Annotated in this window: 19 protein-coding genes; 10 read left to right on the plus strand and 9 right to left on the minus strand. The window is 63.4% G+C overall.

What is annotated here, in order from left to right:
- Window positions 1–114 precede the first annotated feature (114 nt).
- A complete protein-coding gene (locus tag DK366_RS16765) occupies window positions 115–903 on the minus strand; it encodes a histone H1-like repetitive region-containing protein (protein WP_109126717.1) in 789 nt (262 codons plus the stop codon).
- A gap of 127 nt (window positions 904–1,030) precedes the next feature.
- Complete coding sequence (locus tag DK366_RS16770; protein ID WP_109126789.1) at window positions 1,031–1,633, minus strand: rhomboid family intramembrane serine protease; 603 nt, start codon at window positions 1,631–1,633, stop codon at window positions 1,031–1,033.
- Between the two features lie 162 nt (window positions 1,634–1,795).
- Between DK366_RS16770 and DK366_RS16775 the strand changes: the two genes are divergently transcribed.
- Together DK366_RS16775 and DK366_RS16780 are read left to right on the plus strand one after the other, a co-directional pair.
- Window positions 1,796–2,677: a PhzF family phenazine biosynthesis protein gene (locus DK366_RS16775; protein WP_109126718.1), complete on the plus strand. Its 882-nt coding sequence runs from the start codon at window positions 1,796–1,798 to the stop codon at window positions 2,675–2,677.
- Window positions 2,674–3,141 carry a YaiI/YqxD family protein gene (locus tag DK366_RS16780; protein WP_109126719.1) on the plus strand — a complete coding sequence of 156 codons (468 nt, stop codon included), beginning with the start codon at window positions 2,674–2,676 and terminating at the stop codon, window positions 3,139–3,141. The genes DK366_RS16775 and DK366_RS16780 overlap by 4 nt, the downstream gene beginning before the upstream one ends.
- An 87-nt stretch (window positions 3,142–3,228) precedes the next feature.
- On the opposite strand, the gene DK366_RS16785 is transcribed toward DK366_RS16780, so the two are convergent.
- From DK366_RS16785 to DK366_RS16795, 3 genes are all read right to left on the minus strand, one after another.
- Window positions 3,229–4,131, minus strand: coding sequence for an NAD(P)-dependent oxidoreductase (locus DK366_RS16785; protein WP_255412605.1), 903 nt, complete (start codon window positions 4,129–4,131; stop codon window positions 3,229–3,231).
- A 54-nt stretch (window positions 4,132–4,185) separates the two neighbouring features.
- On the minus strand, window positions 4,186–5,364 hold the full coding sequence (locus tag DK366_RS16790) for an NAD(P)/FAD-dependent oxidoreductase (RefSeq protein WP_109126721.1): 1,179 nt from the start codon (window positions 5,362–5,364) through the stop codon (window positions 4,186–4,188).
- A 231-nt stretch (window positions 5,365–5,595) separates the two neighbouring features.
- Complete coding sequence (locus DK366_RS16795) at window positions 5,596–7,104, minus strand: DUF1266 domain-containing protein (RefSeq protein ID WP_109126722.1); 1,509 nt, start codon at window positions 7,102–7,104, stop codon at window positions 5,596–5,598.
- Window positions 7,105–7,695: 591 nt separating this feature from the next.
- On the opposite strand from DK366_RS16795, the gene DK366_RS16800 reads away from it, so the two are divergent.
- Window positions 7,696–8,178 carry a YajQ family cyclic di-GMP-binding protein gene (locus DK366_RS16800; protein ID WP_109126723.1) on the plus strand — a complete coding sequence of 161 codons (483 nt, stop codon included), beginning with the start codon at window positions 7,696–7,698 and terminating at the stop codon, window positions 8,176–8,178.
- A 179-nt stretch (window positions 8,179–8,357) separates the two neighbouring features.
- Here the strand turns inward: DK366_RS16800 and DK366_RS16805 are convergent, their stop codons facing one another.
- Both DK366_RS16805 and DK366_RS16810 read right to left on the minus strand, forming a co-directional pair.
- Window positions 8,358–9,035 carry a DUF1345 domain-containing protein gene (locus DK366_RS16805; RefSeq protein WP_109126724.1) on the minus strand — a complete coding sequence of 226 codons (678 nt, stop codon included), beginning with the start codon at window positions 9,033–9,035 and terminating at the stop codon, window positions 8,358–8,360.
- 115 nt (window positions 9,036–9,150) lie between these two features.
- A complete protein-coding gene (locus tag DK366_RS16810) occupies window positions 9,151–9,426 on the minus strand; it encodes a GNAT family N-acetyltransferase (RefSeq protein ID WP_109126725.1) in 276 nt (91 codons plus the stop codon).
- A gap of 150 nt (window positions 9,427–9,576) precedes the next feature.
- On the opposite strand from DK366_RS16810, the gene DK366_RS16815 reads away from it, so the two are divergent.
- The gene (locus tag DK366_RS16815; RefSeq protein ID WP_109126790.1) at window positions 9,577–10,002 is read left to right on the plus strand and encodes an OsmC family protein; all 426 of its coding nucleotides are present in this window, start codon (window positions 9,577–9,579) and stop codon (window positions 10,000–10,002) included.
- 11 nt (window positions 10,003–10,013) lie between these two features.
- On the opposite strand, the gene DK366_RS16820 is transcribed toward DK366_RS16815, so the two are convergent.
- Complete coding sequence (locus tag DK366_RS16820) at window positions 10,014–11,108, minus strand: 3-deoxy-7-phosphoheptulonate synthase (RefSeq protein ID WP_109126726.1); 1,095 nt, start codon at window positions 11,106–11,108, stop codon at window positions 10,014–10,016.
- A gap of 244 nt (window positions 11,109–11,352) precedes the next feature.
- On the opposite strand from DK366_RS16820, the gene DK366_RS16825 reads away from it, so the two are divergent.
- Window positions 11,353–12,276, plus strand: coding sequence for an oxygenase MpaB family protein (locus tag DK366_RS16825; RefSeq protein ID WP_109126727.1), 924 nt, complete (start codon window positions 11,353–11,355; stop codon window positions 12,274–12,276).
- A gap of 13 nt (window positions 12,277–12,289) precedes the next feature.
- On the opposite strand, the gene DK366_RS16830 is transcribed toward DK366_RS16825, so the two are convergent.
- Window positions 12,290–12,754 (minus strand): VOC family protein, encoded by a 465-nt coding sequence (locus tag DK366_RS16830; protein WP_109126728.1) that lies wholly within the window; start codon window positions 12,752–12,754, stop codon window positions 12,290–12,292.
- Window positions 12,755–12,969: 215 nt separating this feature from the next.
- On the opposite strand from DK366_RS16830, the gene DK366_RS16835 reads away from it, so the two are divergent.
- The 5 genes from DK366_RS16835 (at window position 12,970) to DK366_RS16855 (ending at window position 19,827) form a co-directional block, all read left to right on the plus strand.
- Window positions 12,970–14,799 (plus strand): 3'-5' exonuclease, encoded by a 1,830-nt coding sequence (locus DK366_RS16835; RefSeq protein WP_109126729.1) that lies wholly within the window; start codon window positions 12,970–12,972, stop codon window positions 14,797–14,799.
- A 79-nt stretch (window positions 14,800–14,878) separates the two neighbouring features.
- On the plus strand, window positions 14,879–15,967 hold the full coding sequence (locus DK366_RS16840; RefSeq protein ID WP_109126730.1) for an SRPBCC family protein: 1,089 nt from the start codon (window positions 14,879–14,881) through the stop codon (window positions 15,965–15,967).
- Window positions 15,964–17,247: an amino acid permease gene (locus tag DK366_RS16845; RefSeq protein ID WP_109126731.1), complete on the plus strand. Its 1,284-nt coding sequence runs from the start codon at window positions 15,964–15,966 to the stop codon at window positions 17,245–17,247. The genes DK366_RS16840 and DK366_RS16845 overlap by 4 nt, the downstream gene beginning before the upstream one ends.
- Window positions 17,248–17,333: 86 nt before the next feature.
- Entirely contained in the window at window positions 17,334–18,161 is an 828-nt protein-coding gene (locus DK366_RS16850; RefSeq protein ID WP_198651612.1) for an SH3 domain-containing protein, read from the plus strand.
- A gap of 265 nt (window positions 18,162–18,426) precedes the next feature.
- Window positions 18,427–19,827, plus strand: a complete 1,401-nt coding sequence (locus tag DK366_RS16855; protein ID WP_109126733.1) for a glycosyltransferase — start codon at window positions 18,427–18,429, stop codon at window positions 19,825–19,827.
- Window positions 19,828–19,830: the final 3 nt, after the last annotated feature.

The raw sequence follows: 19,830 nt of genomic DNA on the forward strand, positions 1-19,830 counted from the left end.
AGGGAAGACGCCTTTACTTTGAACCTGTCGCGTTAAGTGCGCACTGAACGCTACCGACATGACTGGCAAGTATTTACCTGCCAGCCATGCCGAAACCCGAACCCGTTTGCGCGTTCAGTTATTGCCGTTGCGCTCGGGCGGTTGGCGGATGTGGCCGTAAGTGGCTTCACTGGAAACGCCACCGGTATTCGCGCCTGCACCCAGGCCGCCATTGCTGGAGGTGGGATGTTCATCCGCACCCGGCCAGGTCGGCCCCTGGCGTACCCGTTCCTGCTTGGCCTCAAGCAAGGCCTGGATGTGTTCCACCGCTTCCTGCGGCGTAATGTGCTTGCGGGCGACCTTGCGGGGACGGGCCTTCGTCGTTGCGGTCCGGGTACGCGGTGCGGCGGACGCCTTCTTCGTCGCCACCTTGCGTGTCGCGGTGGCGGCCTTGCGAGGTGTGGCGTGTTTGGTGGCCGCCTTGCGGGTGGCGGATTTCTTCGCGGTCTTCTTGGCAGTGGCCCGCTTGCGCGCAGTCTTCTTCACCGCGCTTTTTTTCGCCGTCGCCTTCTTTGCGGTCTTGCGGGGAGCCGCCCGCTTGGTCGCGGCCTTGCGAGCCGTGGTCTTCTTGGCGGTGGTCTTCCTGGCGGTAGTCTTCTTCGCTGCGGTCTTGCGTGCCGGCGACTTCCGCGCCGTGCTCTTGCGAGCGGCGGTCTTGCGAGTGGCCGACTTCTTCGCGGTTGCCTTGCGGGTTGCCGACTTGCGCGTGGCTACCTTGCGCGCGGCGGTCTTGCGAACGGTGCGGGTTGCTGCGCGCTTGCGCGCGGTGGCTTTCTTGGCAGTGGATTTTTTGGCAGTGGACTTGCGAGTGGCTGTTTTCTTGGCCGAGGATTTCTTCGCGGCCGGCTTGCGCTTCGTTGCCATGCGTCTTCACTCCTGCGGTGGTCGATGTCGCCCAACGCCCCCATCACGCCAGGCTAAAACGTTTAGTAACACCGCAAAGATGTATCAAGGGTGAGCAAAACCGCCGTTCTGCAACACCCCCGCGCACTTAAAAGCTCGGTTGCGAAAGCTCCGACAGAAAATGGAAGAACACCGCGGGACGAATAGCCAGCGTAAACAGCACGCCAAACGCCGCGCCCCACAAATGCGCACTGTGGTTGACGTTGTCCTGCCCGCTGCGATCCATGTAGATGGAATAGCCCACGTACAACAAGGCGTAGATGATCGCCGGCACCGGAATCACGAACACGTAGATGCGCGTCCACGGTGCCAGCAGGATGAAGGAAAACAACACTGCCGACACCGCACCCGATGCACCCAGGCTGCGGTAGTTCGGGTTGCGGCGGTTCTTGGCATAGGTCGGCAAGATCGAGACCACCAACGCCGAGATGTAGAACAACGCAAAGCCCAGCGGGCCCAGTTCGCGCGTGAAGAAACCCTCCATGGCGCGACCGAAAAAGAACAGCGTGATCATGTTGAACAGCAGGTGGCCGAAATCGGCGTGCACCACCCCGTAGGTCACCAGGCGGTGGTATTCGCGGCTGCGCGTGATGGCCGGCGGCCACAGGATCAGATCATTCATCAGGCGGGCGTTGTTGAACGCCATGAACGAGACGACGGCGGTGATGGCGATGATGATCAGGGTGACCATGTGTTCCGTACCAGGCAGGATGCGGTGAAAAGAGCCCGCATCTTGGCGGTGCAGCCGCCACTTGTCGACCATGCGGTCAGCCGGAAAGTCCAAGCGCGGCGCGGCATTCCGCACTATCATCCGCGACTTCCCCGCGTTTCCCCACGCCCCAGGCACCTCTCCATGTCGATCCGTTACCTGCATCTGGACGTCTTTGCCGCCACAGCCGGCGGCGGCAACCACCTGGGCGTCGTCACCGATGCCACCGGCTGGACAGACGCTCGCATGCAAGCCTTTGCCCGCTGGACGAACCTCGTCGAGACCACGTTCCTGCTGCCGCCCAGCCAGCCCGGCGCCAGCTATCGCGTGCGTATCTTTACGCCCCACAAGGAAATTCCCTTCGCGGGACATCCCAGCATCGGCAGCGCGCACGCCGTGCTGCTGTGTGGACTGGCCGAACCGGTGGACGGCGTGCTCTGGCAGGAATGCGGCGCTGGCGTGCTGCCGATCCGTGTGGAAGGCGAAGGCGACGCGCGACAGTTGCTGTTGAAATCACCCCGCTCCCTGGTCGAGAAAACCGGCCGGGACGCCCACCCGCTTATCGACGATGCGCTGGCCGGCATCGGACTGGGCAAGTTGCCGCCGGCCTTTGTATCGGGCGGACGTCACTGGTGGCTCGCCGAATGCGCGGACGAAGCCTCGCTGCGCCAATGGAAGCCTGACCACGGCGCCATCGGCGCGCTGGCCAAGGCCACCGACAGCATGGGCCTGTGTGCCTTCGCGCGCAGTTCGCACCCGGATTACCAGTTGGTGGTGCGCGCGCTGCCGGCGGGCGTGGGCATCGTGGAAGATCCTGCCTCCGGCGCCGCGAATGGCCTCATCGCCGCCTACATCGCCCATGCCGAACCCGATGGCCCGCTGGCACATGGCTACGTGGTGAGCCAGGGCCGGGAAATCGGCCACGATGCCAGCCTTACCGTGCGCATCGACGGCGACACGGTGTGGATCGGCGGCCACACCAACACCATCATCGACGGCACGCTCCACTGGCGTAATTACGATTGAGCACACGGCCGCAAATCTGGGTGGACGCCGATGCCTGCCCGACGGCCATCAAGGAGGTGCTCTTCCGGGCCGCCGAGCGTGAACAGGTGCAGGTGACGCTGGTTGCCAACCAGTACCTGCGCACGCCGCCGTCGCGTTTCGTGCGTGCCATCCAGGTGCCCGGCGGCTTCGACGTGGCGGACAACGAGATCGTCGAACGCGTTGCTGCCGGCGATCTGGTGGTGACTCAGGACATTCCGCTGGCCGCCGCGGTGATCGCCAAGGGCGCACTGGCCGTGCATCCCCGTGGCGAGCTCTACACGCCCGACACCATCGCGCAGCGACTTTCCATGCGGAACTTCATGGATGAGTTGCGTGGCGCGGGCGTGGATACCGGCGGCCCTGCCGCGTTCCATCCCCGCGACAAGCAGGCGTTCGCAAACCAGTTGGATCGCTGGCTGGTGAAGTTCCGCCAGTCGCGCTGATTGCACGCCCTAATAGTCCTTGTGGGAGCGCACCCTGTGCGCGACTGCGGACTTGCCGTCGCGCACAGGGTGCGCTCCCACATGAAGTCAGAGCTTGCGTTCGTCCAGATGCGCCCGGCGCGCGGCCACCTGCGCCATGATGGCCCAGTCCACGTCTTCGTCACCGGCAGACAGTGCCTCGAGCAGGCTGTCTCGCAACACGCCGGCAAGCGGTAACGGCACGCGTTCGGCATCAGCGGCGGCCAGCGCCAGGCCGATGTCCTTGTAGCCCAGCGGCAACGCAAAACCGGCCGGCGTGTAGCGCGATTCCGCGATCAACTTCGCGTAACCCTGGTAGGCCGGCGCAGCGAACAGCGAGCTCGTCATCACCTCAAGGAAATCGGCCGCACTGACGCCGTGCGCACGCGCCAGCGCGGATGCCTCGGCCATGCTCTCGATGGCGGCGCCAAGCATGAAATTGCCGGCGATCTTCACCACGTTGGCGCGCTCGGGCGCTTCGCCCAGGGGCCAGATGCGACTGCCCATGGCTTCGAGCAGCGAACGGACGCGAACAAGCACATGCGGCTTGCCCGCCGCGAGAATGTTCAACTTGCCCGCGGCTGCCACGTCGGGGCGGCCGAACACGGGCGCGGCAAGGTAGTCGAGTCCGCGGCTGGCGTGCGCTTCTACCAACTCGCGTGCCAGCGCCACCGAAATGGTGGCGTGATTGACGTGGACGGTGCCCTTGTCCATGCCATCGATCAGGCCGTCATCGAAAAACACGGCACGTACCGCCTGGTCGTTGGCCAGCATGCTGAACAACACATCACCTTGCGCGGCGCGGTCCGCCGTCTTCACCACCTTGGCGCCCAGCGATACCAACGGCTCGGTCGGCCCGGGGGAACGATTCCACACCGTGACTTCATGACCAGCCTTGATGAGGTTGCTCGCCATGGCACTGCCCATGGCGCCCAGACCGATAAAACCTACCTTCATTGACGCTATCTCCACAAAACAAAACGCGCCCAGTGGATCACGCCGTGTGTTCAACCCGCGCGAAAAAACTCACACCACTTCGCCAGCGGCATGCCCGGATGCCCACGCCCACTGGAAGTTGTAGCCGCCCAGCCAACCCGGGACGTCGACCACTTCGCCCACGAAATACAGGCCAGGTACGAGTATCGATTGCATGGTGGACGACGACACGCCATCGGTGTCCACGCCACCGAGCGTGACTTCCGCGGTGCGATAGCCTTCAGTACCACTGGCAACCACGGGCCAGTCGTGCAGTTGCTCGCCGATGTTCTTGAGTTCGGCCTCGCGATACTGGCGCATGGGTTTGCTTTCAAACCACAACTCGCACAGGCGCTGCGCAAGGCGACGCGGCAACGCATCACCCAGCACGTTCTTCAATTCGGCAGCAGGCCGCGCGCCGCGTTGTTCCACCAGCCAATTGCCCAGATCAAGCGTGGGCGACAGGTCGATGCGCAGGTCATCGCCCGGTTGCCAGTAGGAGGAAATCTGCAGGATGGACGGCCCGCTGATGCCGCGATGCGTGAACAACATGCCGGCGCGGAAGGACTGCTTGCCGACACGCGCCTCCACCATTGGCAACGCCACGCCCGCGAGATCCTGGTAACGCTCCTGATGCTTGCCACTCAGCGTGAGCGGGACCAGGCCCGCACGCGTGGGCAGCACCGCATGTCCGAACTGGCGCGCCAATTCATAGCCGAACCCCGTGGCGCCCATGGTGGGAATGGACAGGCCGCCCGTGGCGACAACGAGCGACTGCGCGTGCACTTCCCCGCGCGAGGTGAGCACGTTGAAGCCTTCATCCACGCGCCGCACGCGCTGCACGCCGCAGCTGGTTTCGATGCGTACCCCAGCTTGCGCACATTCGTCCAGCAGCATGCGCACGATGAGCTTGGACGACTCGTCGCAGAACAGCTGGCCCAGTTCCTTTTCGTGATACGCGATGCGGTGCTTCTCCACCATCGCGATGAAATCCCACGGCGTGTAGCGCGCCAGCGCGGACTTCGCGAAATGAGGGTTGGCCGAGAGATAACAGGCCGGCGTAACGCCCATGTTGGTGAAATTGCAGCGCCCGCCGCCCGACATCAGGATCTTCTTGCCCACCTTGTTGGCATGATCCACCACCAACACGCTGCGGCCGCGCTGGCCGGCCACGATGGCGCACATCAGCCCGGCGGCGCCGGCACCGACAATGAGTACATCCACTTTCACGCGCGCACCGCCGTCATGACCTGGTTTCGTTCCGATGAACGCGCATTATCCGTCAGGAAGGGGTGTACCGCTAAAATAGCTTCCCTACCCTGCCAGGCCCGCACAACGTTACCGCTCCTGAACTTGTTAGCGGAGAATCAACGCTAGCAATAGAGTGCCCAAGCCATCAGGCCCTCCCTGCGTTTCGAATTGAGGGCAGCCAAGGGATCCCCCGATTCAAACGGGCGAGGATCATGCGCCGATCCGCGTTTCCGGAGTATCCGTGCTCCTGACGGAATGCAGTACTGGCAGCGATTTTATGGCAACGCGTTGCCAAGGGGACTGATATCCCTCAAAAGGGCTTACCAACCGGCTCAATACTAGGCCACCGCGAATCAAACGCTGGAGATAATCCATGTCGTTGTTGAAAAATGCGTGCCCGAGCACGAACGACACCAGGTAGTCTTCCCAAGTATCGAACGCCGCACGCGCCTGGATTGCCATGCGGCGAAGGAACGCCCCGGCATTTTCTTCGTTGAGGTAACCCACGGCACATGCCACGCGTGCCACATACGCCGCAAGCTCCAGATCGTAGGCCAGCATGGTTCGGCAGCCAGCAACAAGGGCGCTATCCACCCAAGCCTCCGACAAGGCTCTCTTGGCGTGCCTCAGTTGAACAAGCTGAATTGCGCTCGGCTCGTCGACCTGGTGAGTACCTACACCGCTCACGGCGTGCCTGAAAGAGGCCTCCTCTTCCAGCCGACTGCCCTTCTCCACAAGCCAGTCGAGCATGGTAACCGCGGAGGCGCAGTCCGCCACGTTCCAGCTGTCGGCCAACCAAGTTTCCGCGACACCCTCGCGATGGGGACGGATAGCCAGTTCATCGACGCGCTGCCCACGCCCCCATGCAGACAATGCACCCAGGCCGAGCAACTGGTCCTGGATTGACGTGGATTTGCTCTCGACAAGGGGGGCCAGAAGCGCCTGAGGTGCACGGATATTTGCCAGGGGATAGTCCTGCCAAAGACTTGGGCGATCAAGCCATCTGTCGTTCTCGAAAAGTAGATGTTTGGCCGCCGTCACACCATCAGCCGCATACGATTCGCCGCTATAGGTTGCCGCGCGGCCCAATACGTACGATGCCGCATAGTTCTGCCATGACTCGAACTGGCAGACTGATTGCGCCGCCACCCAGGCGAGGCACCGCCAGACTTCCTGCTCGCTCAGATACCCCACGTGGAAACTGCTGCGGGCAACCCATGCTATGCGTTCATAGTCAAACGCCGCCATGGAGAGATTGTCACTAAGAGTAAGGCCCGCTTCGATCCACGTTGCTTTGACGTTCTTCCAGCGTAAGTAATCTTCACCGTTGAAGGAGGTCAAGTCAGACAGGCTTTCGCCCTGTTGCAGGCGACGGAACTCAACGTCAAAGCTCGCTCGACGCCCTTCGACAATCAGTTCATGAAGCGTGTTGCGCGCCGATTGCGCATCCGTTATGTCCCAGGCTTCCGCGAGACACTCGCGAATGTCATCAGGAGACACGCTATAAGACACCTTGTATTCGCCCTCTCTCAACAGGAGGCGAGTGGGCTCATTATTGCGATGCCCCATGAGCGCACCGAAGCACAGCAGCTGCTCGTGCTCAGGATGTTGGGCCAGCGTGGCTTGATCCTTTCGTCGAGACCGCGTTTCGAGCTTCACCAGAACGCAAATTCCGATCACCGCCGCAACGGCGACGCCCAGCGCAATCCACCAAAACATGTTTGCGTACCAAAAAGTCGAATGAGCCAACGACGATAAGCAGCGCGCGACCACTCAACAATGAGAGATATCTCATAACTGAACCGCAAGAACGAATCGACATTTTCCCGGTCTTCGACAAAGGTCCCTCATCCTCTTTTCGACGTCTCTTCTCACAAAAGCAGGCTCATGCGACCGCCTGAACGTCATGCCTGCCCGCATTCATCACGAATGCATATCCACCGAACTATCCAATGGAATCATTCACTGGAACTCGGAGGCTCCAGGGTTCAGGTACGTCGAATGCGAAGTAGCTGGGAAATTCCTCTTTGGAAATCATGGGTGACAAGGCCGCAAACCGGATACCGGACCTGCGATCAACAGCTACATACCGATACCATTTGCATCTGAGCAAGCTAGGAATGGAGGCAGGCCTGTTGCTTGCTTAGATGCATGCGTCGCTTGACCTGTCGATGCCCGCGGACCCGCTTCTCGCCGCCACTTTCACGACCCGGCCAGATAGGCGGCGATAACTAGCTGATCGGCATCACGCGCGTAAGAACAGGCCGCGTCGCTTAAACTTGGGTTCCTTCCTTTCCGCGGACCGCCACCATGCCCTCTTTTGACGTCATCTCCGAAGTCGACAAGCACGAGCTGACCAACGCCATCGATCAGGCCAACCGCGAGCTCACCAGCCGCTTTGACTTCAAGGGCACCGATGCGAAGTTCGAGCTCGACAAGTTCGTGATTACCCAGACCGCCCCCAGCGAATTCCAGCTGGAACAGATGCTGGACATCCTCCGCGGCCGCCTGACCTCACGGAAAATCGACATTCGCGCGCTGGAAGTGGACGACCCGGAAACCAACCTGGGCGGCTCCCGCCAGAAGATCACCGTCAAGCAGGGCATCGAGCAGGCCATCGCCAAGAAGCTGGTGGCATCGTTGAAGGAAGCCAAGCTCAAGGTCGAGGCGCAGATCAACGGCGACAAGCTGCGCGTCACGGGCAAGAAGCGCGACGACCTGCAGCTGGCGATGGCCGTGTTGCGCAAGGCCGACGTGGAACTGCCGCTGCAGTTCGACAACTTCCGCGACTGACGCGCCCGCCCTCTCCTACCCGCCATTCCGGCGCAGGCCGGAATCCAGCAGAGGAAGCGCTTGGCTATCGCGATATCGCACAGCCATTCGTCTTTTCGCGACAACCACGGCGTGTCGCCACTGGATTCCGGCCTGCGCCGGAATGACGGGCATGAAGGCGGTGTTGAGATGGGCGGGCCTCAGCCCGCCAGGCCTGCCGCGATATTCACGCTGATCGCAATGATGAACACGTTGAAGAAGAACGCGATCACGCTGTGCATCAGCGCCACACGACGCAGGTAGCGACTGGTGATCTGCACGTCGGAGACCTGGAAGGTCATGCCGATTACCACGGCAAAGTACGTGAAGTCCCAGTAGTCGGGTTCCTTCGTGCCCGGGAAATCCAGTCCCTCGTGCTGCTTGCCGAAATCGCCGTAGAAGCCATGCGCATAATGCATGGCAAACATCACGTTGAAGAACAGCCACGACAGCACGATGCTGACGGCAGCGATCACCAGCGCCTTGGCATCGCCGCCCTTGGCGGCGCCCATTTCGGTCGTCAACGCCAGCGACACGAACGCGGTGAGCAGCAGCGAGGTCCACAACACGCCCCAGCGGCCGGTGTCCTGCTTGCGGGCCTGGCCGCGCATCAGGTCCGGCGAGGTGGTGCGGCAGAACAGGATGGTGAGCGCCGTCAGGTAAACGGCAACGCCCAGGTCAAACCCCAGCAGCAAGGCCTTGGCCGGTTTAAGATCGAGGCAATACCACAGCACCACGCCCACGATCAGCGCCACCGCGCCCGACAGCATCAGGCGAGGACGGCCGCGCAGTATGCGAAAGGGAATGAAACCGCGAGCATGCGGGTGGTTCGCGCTCATGCGTGATCCCCGGCGATCGTCAGGCAACTCGTCATCGCAATGCTCTCTGCATGGCCCGGAAGCGGGCATGGCGCATCTTAGAGCCAGTTCGACGACTTTCCGCAGCCCCCTGGGTTCAGATGTGCAGGTCCTGGTATTCGGGGTGCCGCGTCATCCAGATTTCGGAATACGAACAGGCCGGGTCCACTTTCCAGTGTTCTTCGCGTGCCGTGTCCAGCGCGGTGCGCACCAGGTTGGACGCAATACCGCGGCCGCCTACCGCTGAAGGAACGATGGTGTGGGTGATGGTCATCACGCCATCTTCAAGCGTGTAATCGAGCACGCAGGGCACACCGTCAACTTTGGTCTCGAAACGATGCGCCCGCAGGTTGTGGTTGATCTCGGCAGACATGAAACGCGCCCTCATGAAGCAAGGCGCGGAGAGTAAAGCAAGTGGCAGCGAACCATGCGTGAAGAGGCAGGCCGCTGGCGTTCGCATTTCGTGGATGACTGTTTTGGCAAGCTCCGCCGGCCTCGCCGTCACTTCCATCGGGAAACCATCATGAAGAGAAGCGCGTCCGCCGCCTGGTCAGGTGGCTTGAAGGAAGGTTCCGGAACGATATCCACCGCGTCCGGCGTTCTGCACGACGCACGATACGGTTTCCAGTCGCGGTTCGAAGACGGCCCCGGTACCAATCCCGAGGAACTCCTGGGTGCGGCTCACGCGGGCTGCTACACCATGGCGCTATCGCTTGGACTCGAACTGGCCGGACACACCGCCAATCACATCGAAACCAAGGCCGTGGTCACGCTGGACAAGGACGGCGATGGTTTTTCCATCACCACGGTGGACCTCACCTGCCGTGCCAAGGTGCCAGGCATCGACGCCGCCACCTTCGACAAGATCGCCAAGGCCACCAAGGAAGGCTGCCCGGTATCGAAGGTGCTCAAGGCGAAGATCAACCTCGACGCCCAATTGGAAAGCTGAGCGGCACACGCTCAGCAACCGGAGGCCTTGCGCACGGCACTGGTTGCCTGTCGCGCGGCGCGGCGTGCGCGCACGGCGTGGGCAAGGCTTTCAAGCGCGGCAACTGACGTGGCCCAGTCGATGCAGCCATCGGTGATGCTTTGGCCGTAACGCAGCGGCTGTCCTTCCACCAGGTCCTGCTTGCCGCCGACGAGATGGCTTTCCACCATCACGCCGACGATGCGATGTTCACCGGCCGACAGCTGCATGGCGATGTCGTTGCTGACGAGCGGCTGGTTCTCCGGCTGCTTGTTGCTGTTGGCGTGGCTGGCATCGATCATTACGCGCGCAGGCTGGCCGCCCTTGGCAATCGCCGTGCACGCGGCGTCCACGTTGGCGGCATCGTAGTTGGGCGTTTTGCCGCCACGCAGGATGACGTGGCAATCCTCGTTGCCCGTCGTAGCCGCAATGGCCGTCTGGCCATCCTTGGTCACGGCCATGAAATGATGCGGCTGCGAAGCGGCATTCACGGCATCCACGGCGATCTTGACGTTGCCATCCGTACCGTTCTTGAAGCCGACCGGGCAGGACAGCCCCGAGGCCAGTTCGCGATGCACCTGGCTTTCCGTGGTGCGCGCACCAATGGCGCCCCAGGCCACGAGATCCGCGATGTATTGCGGCGTGATCATGTCCAGGAACTCGCAGCCGGCCGGCATGCCCATTTCGTTGATGTCGCGCAGCAAGCCGCGCGCCATGCGCAGACCCTTGTCGATGCGGAAACTGCCATCGAGATCGGGATCGTTGATCAGCCCTTTCCAACCCACCGTGGTGCGGGGCTTTTCAAAATACACGCGCATCACGATCTCCAGCTCACCCGCATGCTGCTTGCGCAACGCCACGAGCCGTTCGGCGTATTCCAGCGCGGCCCTGGTGTCGTGGATGGAACAGGGGCCGATGACAACGGCCAGCCGGTCGTCATCGCCGCTGAGAATGCGATGCAGGGCCTGTCGCGATGCGCTGACCGTGTGCATCGCATGCACGCTGGCCGCGCTCTCGCGCATCACCTCGGCCGGCGTGCTGAGTGGCGTGATGGCGCGGATGCGTAAATCGTCGGTGGAAGGGTTCACGAGAAGCTCCTTGGAGTTTCCACTCGCGGCCCATAAAAAAGGCCGCCAGTGGTGGCTGGCGGCCTTTTGGGAATGGTGTCTTGTCGTTTAGGACAATCGCGACCAACCCTCCGCCAGCGGCATCGGATAGCCGTAAAACCAAAAATACTGGCGGGCGGGAGTGAAGGTCATGGCGACAAGGAATAACACAGGCTTTTGGCGCATGCAAAGGATGCATTTGTAACCAAGCGCTACACTCACACGCATGCCGTCACCCTTGAGCCTTCTCACCCGCCCTGCCCGCGAGCCCATCCGACGATGGGTATTGAGCGCGTTTCCGCGCGGCGGCGGCGGGCATGTCGACTACGACCATCCGGTGGGCGATCCAGGTTTGTTTGGCCCCGACAGCGCCACCTGGCGCGTGCACGCCGACTTTCCCGGCATGCTCGCGGGCGGCTTGGCGGCGCTGATGCTCCAGACGCTGCATCCGCGCGCGCTGGCGGGCGTATGGGATCACTCCAATTTCCGCGAAGACCTGATCGGCCGCCTGCGCCGCACGACGTCGTTCGTGAGCGGCACCACGTACGCACCGGCCGGCGAAGCAGCGAAGTTGATCGAACGCGTGAAGCATATCCATGCACAGGTGCAGGGCGTGGACGAAGATGGACGTCCATACGTGGCAGACGATCCGGAACTGCTGACATGGGTGCATGTCACCGAAGCCTATAGCTTCCTGCAGGGCTATCGGCGCTACAGCCACATCAACCTGCCGGGCGGCGCGGCAGATCGTTATTACGATGAGGCGCGCCGCGTTGCGGAGGCGCTCGGCGCTCGCGATGTTCCCGCCTCGGAATCACAGATCACGGCCTATTTTCGTCGTGTGCGTCCGCAGCTGCACTTCGGTGAGCGTTCACGCGCGGTGCTTGATGTGCTTTATCGCGTGCGACTGCCCGTACCGGTGGCCGGGCTTTCCCGGGATGTCTTTCTTCAGGCGGGCGCGGCGTTGCTGCCACCCTGGGCGGATGCATTGCTGGAACGAACGCCGCTGCAACGAGCGCAGTCGCGTCTTGCAGCGCGGGCCTTGTGGTCGGTATCGCCCGTATTCCGCATGGCCTTGCACGACGGCATCGCCAGCCGCGCCTGCATGCGAGTCGGTGTTTCAGCCGACACGCTGCTGCATTGGCGCTAAGCCCTTTCGCCGGTCAGCCTTCTTCCATTGCCGCGTCGTAGCGACGCTGCATTTCTTCGGCGCTGACGTTTTCGATCTCGTGGCCGATCAGCCATTCATGCCCAAAGGGATCGCGTACGCTGCCGCTGCGCTCGCCATAGAACTGATCCGTGGCCGGCCTCAGCAGCGTGCCACCCGCTTCCACAGCACGTGCCAGCACGGCGTCCGCGTCATCCACATGCAGATGGATGGCCACGCTGGTGCCGCCAATGCTCTGCGGCCCCGTAATGCCGCGTTCGGGGTATTCGTCGGACACCATCAGCACGGACGGCCCCAAAGTGAGTTCGGCATGCCCGATGCGCCCGGTGCCCGGCTCGTCCAGGCGCATGGTCAGCACGGCGCCGAACACGTTCTGGTAGTACGCCAGTGCGGCTTCGGCGTTGCGAACACGCAGGTAGGGAAACATTTCCTTGATGACGGGGGGCTTGGCAGTGCTCATCGCGTGACTCCGGGGAGGAACAGGCACACCCACACTATGCGCGCCGCCTAGCTGCGTCTTGGTGAAAATCCAAGCCGGCGCAGCGCTGGCGAGATTGACAGCCTGCGCCGATCCGCTAACGTCGCCGGACCTGAACGCCCATCGCGAAACGGACCGGCACGAGGCAGCCTTACGTGGCAACGCTTATCCCTTCACGCAACAGTTGCCTGCCGCAGATGACCAGCGGCGAAAAGCGCCTTTCCGAGCGTCTGGAGCAAAAGCTCGAAGACGACTACCTGCTCTGGTACGACGTGGCCGTCGGCCCTCGCCAGCGGCGGCCGGACTTCATCGTGTTCCACCCGCGCCGCGGCCTGCTCGTGCTGGAAGTGAAGGACTGGAAGCCAGGCACCATCCAGCAGGCCGACCGCACGCTGTTCACGCTGATCACCGGCAGCAGCAGCGTGAAGGAGCACAACCCGCTGATGCAGGCGCGCGACGGCGCCAACGAAATCGCCAAGGTGCTGCAGCGCGATCCGGCGCTGTGCTATCCGCCCGGCCACATGTATGAAGGCCGGTTGCAACTGCCGCTGGGTTACGGCGTGGTGCTCGCCAATATCAGCCGCAAGCAATTTCTTGCCGGCCAGCTGGAAGACGTGATTCCAGCGCATCTGGTGATCTGCCAGGACGAGATGTTCGAGTCGGTGGAACCGGACATTTTCCAGGAACGCCTGTGGGCCATGTTTCCCCAGGTATTTCCCACAGCACTCACCCTGCCGCAGATCGACCGCATCCGCTGGCACCTGTTCCCGGAAATCCGCGTGGAAGCCGGCGATGGCCAGTTCGGCCTGTTCGCTTCCAGCGAACGCAGCAAATCGGGCGGCATGGCCATTCCCGACCTGATCAAGGTGATGGATGCGCAGCAGGAATCGCTGGCGCGCTCACTGGGCGACGAGCACCGCATCATTCACGGCGTGGCTGGCTCGGGCAAGACGATGATCCTGGGCTTCCGCGCGATGGAACTGGCGCGCACGCTGTCCAAGCCGATCCTGGTGCTTTGCTACAACACCACGCTCGCCGCACGCCTGGACCAGCTGATGGGTGAGCGCGGCCTGAGCGACAAGGTGCAGGTGTACAACTTCCACAAGTGGTGCCGGAACATGCTTACGGCGTATCACGCGCCGATGCCGGAGGAAGGCCCGCACATCAACGAGGAACTGCCGCCCGCGGTGATTGCCGGCGTGGACAGCGGCGTGATTCCGCGCTTCCAGTACGGCGCCGTGCTGATCGACGAAGGCCACGATTTCGAACCCGAGTGGTACAAGCTGATCGTGCAGATGATCGATCCCAACACCAACTCGCTGCTGGTGTTGTACGACGACGCGCAAAACATCTACGGCCAGGCCAGCCGCAAGAAGCTCAGCTGGAAGAGCCTGGGCGTGCAGGCACAGGGCCGCACCACCATCCTCAAGCTCAACTACCGCAACACGCTGGAGATTCTTTCGGTGGCGCGCGGTTTCGCCGCCGAATTGCTGCTGGGCCGCGACGACGGCGATGAGGACAGCATCCCGCTGATCGAACCGCAAAGCGCGGGCCGGCGAGGCGCGCTGCCGGAACTCATCCGCGTGGAACGCCAGCAGGACCAGCTGCCCGCCATTATCCAGCGCTTGCGCGAAGAGATTGCCGCGGGGCGCCGGTTGTCGGACATGGCGGTGATCTTCCGCAACGACTGGGAAGGCGAGAAGCTGCACGAAGCGTTGCAGCAAGCCGGCATCACCAGCCAGCTCGCCGAGAAGAACGGCGCCAGCTCGTTGTTCGTGGTGGGCGACACGGTGAAGCTGGTGACCATGCGTGGAAGCAAGGGCCTGGAATTTCCGTTGGTGATCATCCCCGGGCTTGGCTCGCTGCCCAAACCCGGCAAGAACGAGCACGAGGAAGCACGCCTGCTCTACGTCGCGATGACGCGTGCGACGGAACGGCTGGTGCTGATCCATCACGAAGATTCCATCTTCAGCCAGCGCATCCGCAACTCCATCAACGATGTGCAGAAGCAACTCGCTGCCGGGTAGACGCGTGGCCGATTAACCCCCTTCCCTCGCCGCGCTGCCGGGGCCGATACTCGGCCAAACTGCTGCCGGCGATCCGTACATGCGCGACTTGTTCGACGATACCGTTCTCGCTCCGCAACCGCTCGACTACGCGCTGACGCTGCCCGCCCGCTTCTACACCGATCCGCGCATGCCTCTGCTGGATGCGCGCGCCATCTTTGCGCGCAGCTGGCAGCTGGTGTGTCATCAATCGCAGGTCGCGGATACGGGCGACCACGTGGTCACCGAGATTGCGGGACTGCCACTGGTCATCGTGCGCAGCGAGGATGGCTCCATCCGCGCCTTCCACAATGTTTGCCGTCATCGGGCGGGCCCCATCGCCAGTTGCGACGGCAAAGGTGCCAAGGCGTTGCGCTGCCGCTACCACGGCGGGACGTACGGACTCGACGGCGTATTGCGCGGCGCCCCGGAAATGGGGCGCACGCCTGACTTCACGCCCTCGGACATCCGCTTGCCTGAAGTGCGCGTGCAGGTGTGGCAAGGCCTGGTGTTCGTGGCCATAGGCGACGCGCCGTCGTTCCGCGAGGTGGTGGCCGGCATCGACGAGCGGCTGGGACCGGAACGCTCGCTGGAGCATTACCAGTTCCACCATCGCGCGAGCTACGACGTGGCCTGCAACTGGAAGGTGTACGTGGACAACTACCTGGAGGGTTACCACGTTCCGCACATCCATCCCGGCCTCAACAGCCTGCTCGACTACCGCAGCTACATCACGGAAACGGCCGAGTGGTACTCGTTCCAGTTCAGCCCGCTGGAAAGCGCAGGCGATCTCTACGGCAGTGGCGAGGCGCTTTACTACTTCATCCACCCGAACACGATGCTCAACATCCTGCCATCGCGTTTGCAGACCAATCGCGTGCTGCCGCTGGGCGTGGACCGGTGTCGCGTGGAGTTCGATTTCTACTACCCTGCCGACGACAGTGCCGAAGCGAAGACACGCCGCACGCGCGACGTAGCGTTCAGCGACGAAGTGCAGGACGAAGACGTGACCATTTGCGAGGACGTACAACGCGGCCTCGCCTCCGGTTCCTACGATGCCGGCCGCTTGAATCCGCTGCGGGAAAATGCCGTGCATCATTTCCATGAAATGGTGCGCCGCGCCTATCGCGAATCGCTCGCCAACGCATGAGTGCCAGCACGAAGGTGATCGGACAGTGGACGCTGGTCGCACTGGTGATCGGCAACATCATCGGCTCGGGCATCTTCGTGCTGCCCGCGGCGATGGCGCCGTTCGGGGCGGCCAGCGTGCTGGGCTGGGTGGTAGCGCTATGCGGCGCGCTCGCACTGGCCCAGGTGTTTGCGTGGCTCGCGCGCTGCATCCCCAATCACGGCGGTCCGTACGCTTATGCGCGCAACGCCTTCGGCGATGGCGCCGGTTTTATCGTCGCGTGGAGCTACTGGGTCTGCACCTGGTCGGCGAATGCGGCCATCGCGGTCGCCTTTGCGGGAAGTCTTGGCGCGCTATGGCCCGGCGCCATCTCGACACCACAGCGCGACGCGCTGTGCGCGTTGGCTGTGTTGTGGGTGTGCACGGGCATCACGCTGGCCGGGGTGCGCGAGGCGGGCCGCGTCGCCCTGGTAACGACGCTGCTCAAGCTGATTCCACTGCTGTTGTTTGGCGTGTTCGGCATGGCCACGCTTCACGCAGGTTCCTACCAACCTTTCAATCCGGGACATGTGCCGTTGCCACAGGTCGCCCTTTCCACCGCCACGCTCGCATTGTGGTCGCTGCTGGGGCTGGAAACGGCCACCGTTCCGACCGGCGTGGTGAAGGACCCCCTGCACACCGTGCCGCGCGCCACGATGATCGGCACGCTGGTGGCAGGTGTCATCACCATGCTTGCCTGCACGGTGGTGATCGGCATGCTGCCGCACGATGTGCTCATAGCGTCCGCGGCGCCCATGGCAGCGGCAGCGACGCAGGCCTGGGGGCATATGGCTGGCGTGGCGGTGGCCGCGGTCGCCGTGGTGGCGTGCTTCGGTACGCTCAATGGCTGGGTGCTGCTGGTGGCCCAAACCACCATGGCCGCCGCCGAGGACGGCATGTTTCCTCGCGCCTTTGCGCGCGTGGATCGGCGTCATACGCCCTGGATCGGCGTACTGGTGAGCAGCGCACTCACCAGCGCGCTGATTGTCGCCAACGACACACGCTCGCTGGTGTCGTTGTTCACGTTCATGATCCTGCTGTCGACCGCCACCACGTTGCTGCCTTACCTGGTGACCACGCTGGCGTGGTGGCGCATGGAAGGTCGCGGCTCGTCACGCTGGCGCCAGCTGGTTGCCGTCGTCGCCCTGGCCTTCTCCCTGTGGGCCCTGGCGGGAGCGGGTACCGAGCCGCTGCTATGGGGCGCGGTGCTGTTGCTGGCCGGCTGCCCGATCTATCTGTGGCAACGGTTCGCTGCACGCTGAACGATCCCCGCTCGTTCACTTGTCAATTGACGCGTCCTTCGCAGACGACGCAGTCTCATCGGCCCGAATATCCGGGAGAGGCACCCATGAAGCGGATCGTGTGGGCCGTCATGTTGTTGTTCGGGTTGGCGAGTCCTGCGGCGTTTGCGCAGGGCCAGAGCGGTGTGGTGACCGCTTATGTCGACCTTTATGCGGGCCCCGATACGGGGTATCCGACCATCATGCAGCTACCTGCGGGCACCGCCGTGGCCATCCAGGGATGTACGGAAGGCTGGGGCTGGTGCGACGTGATTGCAGGAGGTACGCGCGGCTGGGTCGCCGGCACCTTCGTGCAATACATGTATCAGAGCCAGCCGGTGTATGTGGCTGATTACGGCGCACGTATCGGCATCCCCATCGTCACCTTTTCCATAGCGGCGTATTGGGGTGCGTACTACGTGAATCGTCCGTTCTACCGGAATCGCGATTATTGGTATGGACGTCCATACGCACCGCGTCCGCCGCCGCGTCCGCCGGGCTGGCATCCGGGTGCGCGTCCGCCGCCGCCGGGTGGTCATCGCCCGCCACCGGGTCCGGGCAATCGTCCGCCGCCGCAGGGCAACCGGCCGCCGCCGAACGGTGGTAATCGCCCTCCGCCGAATGGTGGCAACCGTCCGCCGCCGTCGCAGGGACATCGTCCGCCCTCGAACAACCGGCCGGCGCCCAATCCGCGGCCGCCGGGCCAGACGCCTCGCCCGCCGGGCGGCAACCAGCCGCCGCAGGGCAATCGTCCGCCGAGCCAGGGCAATCGCCCGCCGTCGAATGGGGGTGGCAACCGGCCGCCCCAGGGCAACGCCCGCCCGCCGCAAGGCAATTCGCGCCCGGCACCCAAGCCGCAATCGCGCCCTGCACCGGACAATCGGGGCGGCAACTAGCCGCCTCGCACTTCTCGGGAAAGTGACCTCAACCGACGCGCCCCGGCGCGTCGGTTTGTGTCGGCGAGCGTCGCCCTCTCGCCACCGCATCTGCACGAAGACGCAAAAAGCCCGTTGATTCCTGATGTTGCGCCCGTATCACCAAGCGTCCGCCGTGGCATGAACCTTGCGACCGAAAAGGCAAGGAACGGAGTTCAGGCAGGACGCCGTCGGTCATTCAGCGCATGCGCACCCAGCGCGTGCGGTTGCAGCAGCAGGCTTTCGCATGGGCGTCAACGCACGAGACTGGTCAAGGCGACGGCCGTTTGCCGTGACGGTGCGCTTGCCTCTGGATGCAGCCAATGACGGCCAGCTGCATCGCCGCCACTACGTGCCGGTATGGCTCAAGTTTGCACTCGCGCTGAGCGTCTCCCTCGCCTGGGCCACGCTTGCGTACATGGTGGCGCATCCGTGGGTGAGCGAGCTGGAAGGTTCGGGAAGGCGGCTGTTCGCGCACCTGCTCATCATCGGACTGGTGGTGACTCCCGCCTTCATGAATGCATTTATCGCGGTGGGCCTGCTGCTTGATCGTCGCCCCGCGCGCTCGCGTTTCGCCGATGGTGATTTTCCCGGCGTGACCATCCTGATCGCCGCACGCAACGCGCAGGAAACCATCCTGGGAACCTTGGCAAGCGTTGCCATGCAGCGATATCCCGCGCCGATCGAAGTGATGGTGATCAGCGACGGCTCCTCCGACGCCACGCTGGAACGCCTGCGCGGCGTGTCGTATCCGTGGCTGGAGGTGATCGACCTGAAATGCTCGGGAGGCAAGGCAAAGGCGCTCAACGCAGGCCTGCGACTGGCGTCTTATCCCATCACCGTCACGCTCGATGCCGATGCGCACCTGCATCCGCAGGCGTTGCGACGTTTGGTGACGCGCTACATGAGCGACCCACCCGGCACGGCGGCCGTTGCCGGCGCGGTGCTGGTGCGCAATTCGCGCCAGAGCCTGGTGGCGCGCATGCAGGAGTGGGATTACTTCCAGAACATCGCGGCCACGCGACGCGTGCAGAGCCTGTGCCAGGGCATGCTTGCGGCGTCAGGCACGTTCTCGCTGTATCGCACCGACATTCTGCGCGTGGTGGGCGGCTGGCCCGAGTGCGCAGGGGAAGACACGGTACTGACCTGGGCCATCCTGCGCGATCACCATCGCGTGGGTTATGCCGAAGATGCGATTGCTTTCGCGCGTGTACCGCCCACGCTCACCCAGTTCCTCGCGCAGCGTCGACAGTGGTCGCAAGGCGTGGTGGAAGCCCTCCGCGCGCACGGTGCTTTGCTGTTCCGTCGCAAGCTCAGCACGTTCTTCATCTGGTGGAGCCTGTTGTTCCCGTACACGGACCTGGTCTACACCATCGCGTTGCTGCCTGCCCTGCTGCTTGCCTGCTGGGGCGTTTACTGGCTCGCGGCAGCCCTGCTCGCCTTCGTGCTGCCCATGGCACTGCTAGCCCATGGCGTGGCCTATGCCACGCAGTCGCGCATGTTCCACGAACTCGGCCTTACCGTACGACGCAATCCGTTCGGACTGCTCGGCTATGCGCTGGTCTACGGGCTCGTGCTGAAACCGGCCAGCGTGACGGGCTATCTCGCGGGCCTGGTGGCACGGCGTTCCAACCACTATCCGTCGTGAACT

It is taken from the genome of Dyella sp. C11 (assembly GCF_003121485.1).
GTDB lineage: Bacteria > Pseudomonadota > Gammaproteobacteria > Xanthomonadales > Rhodanobacteraceae > Dyella.

What these genes read in the sequence shown, in the direction of transcription:
- DK366_RS16855 (WP_109126733.1), top strand. Translation starts at nt 18,427, where the DNA reads ATGGGCGTCAACGCACGAGACTGGTCAAGGCGACGGCCGTTTGCCGTG.
- DK366_RS16825 (WP_109126727.1), top strand. Translation starts at nt 11,353, where the DNA reads ATGCCGTCACCCTTGAGCCTTCTCACCCGCCCTGCCCGCGAGCCCATC.
- DK366_RS16770 (WP_109126789.1), bottom strand. Translation starts at nt 1,633, where the DNA reads ATGGTCACCCTGATCATCATCGCCATCACCGCCGTCGTCTCGTTCATG.
- DK366_RS16850 (WP_198651612.1), top strand. Translation starts at nt 17,334, where the DNA reads ATGAAGCGGATCGTGTGGGCCGTCATGTTGTTGTTCGGGTTGGCGAGT.
- DK366_RS16810 (WP_109126725.1), bottom strand. Translation starts at nt 9,426, where the DNA reads ATGTCTGCCGAGATCAACCACAACCTGCGGGCGCATCGTTTCGAGACC.
- DK366_RS16840 (WP_109126730.1), top strand. Translation starts at nt 14,879, where the DNA reads ATGCGCGACTTGTTCGACGATACCGTTCTCGCTCCGCAACCGCTCGAC.
- DK366_RS16800 (WP_109126723.1), top strand. Translation starts at nt 7,696, where the DNA reads ATGCCCTCTTTTGACGTCATCTCCGAAGTCGACAAGCACGAGCTGACC.
- DK366_RS16845 (WP_109126731.1), top strand. Translation starts at nt 15,964, where the DNA reads ATGAGTGCCAGCACGAAGGTGATCGGACAGTGGACGCTGGTCGCACTG.
- DK366_RS16830 (WP_109126728.1), bottom strand. Translation starts at nt 12,754, where the DNA reads ATGAGCACTGCCAAGCCCCCCGTCATCAAGGAAATGTTTCCCTACCTG.
- DK366_RS16795 (WP_109126722.1), bottom strand. Translation starts at nt 7,104, where the DNA reads ATGTTTTGGTGGATTGCGCTGGGCGTCGCCGTTGCGGCGGTGATCGGA.
- DK366_RS16815 (WP_109126790.1), top strand. Translation starts at nt 9,577, where the DNA reads ATGAAGAGAAGCGCGTCCGCCGCCTGGTCAGGTGGCTTGAAGGAAGGT.
- DK366_RS16765 (WP_109126717.1), bottom strand. Translation starts at nt 903, where the DNA reads ATGGCAACGAAGCGCAAGCCGGCCGCGAAGAAATCCTCGGCCAAGAAA.
- DK366_RS16805 (WP_109126724.1), bottom strand. Translation starts at nt 9,035, where the DNA reads ATGAGCGCGAACCACCCGCATGCTCGCGGTTTCATTCCCTTTCGCATA.
- DK366_RS16835 (WP_109126729.1), top strand. Translation starts at nt 12,970, where the DNA reads ATGACCAGCGGCGAAAAGCGCCTTTCCGAGCGTCTGGAGCAAAAGCTC.
- DK366_RS16775 (WP_109126718.1), top strand. Translation starts at nt 1,796, where the DNA reads ATGTCGATCCGTTACCTGCATCTGGACGTCTTTGCCGCCACAGCCGGC.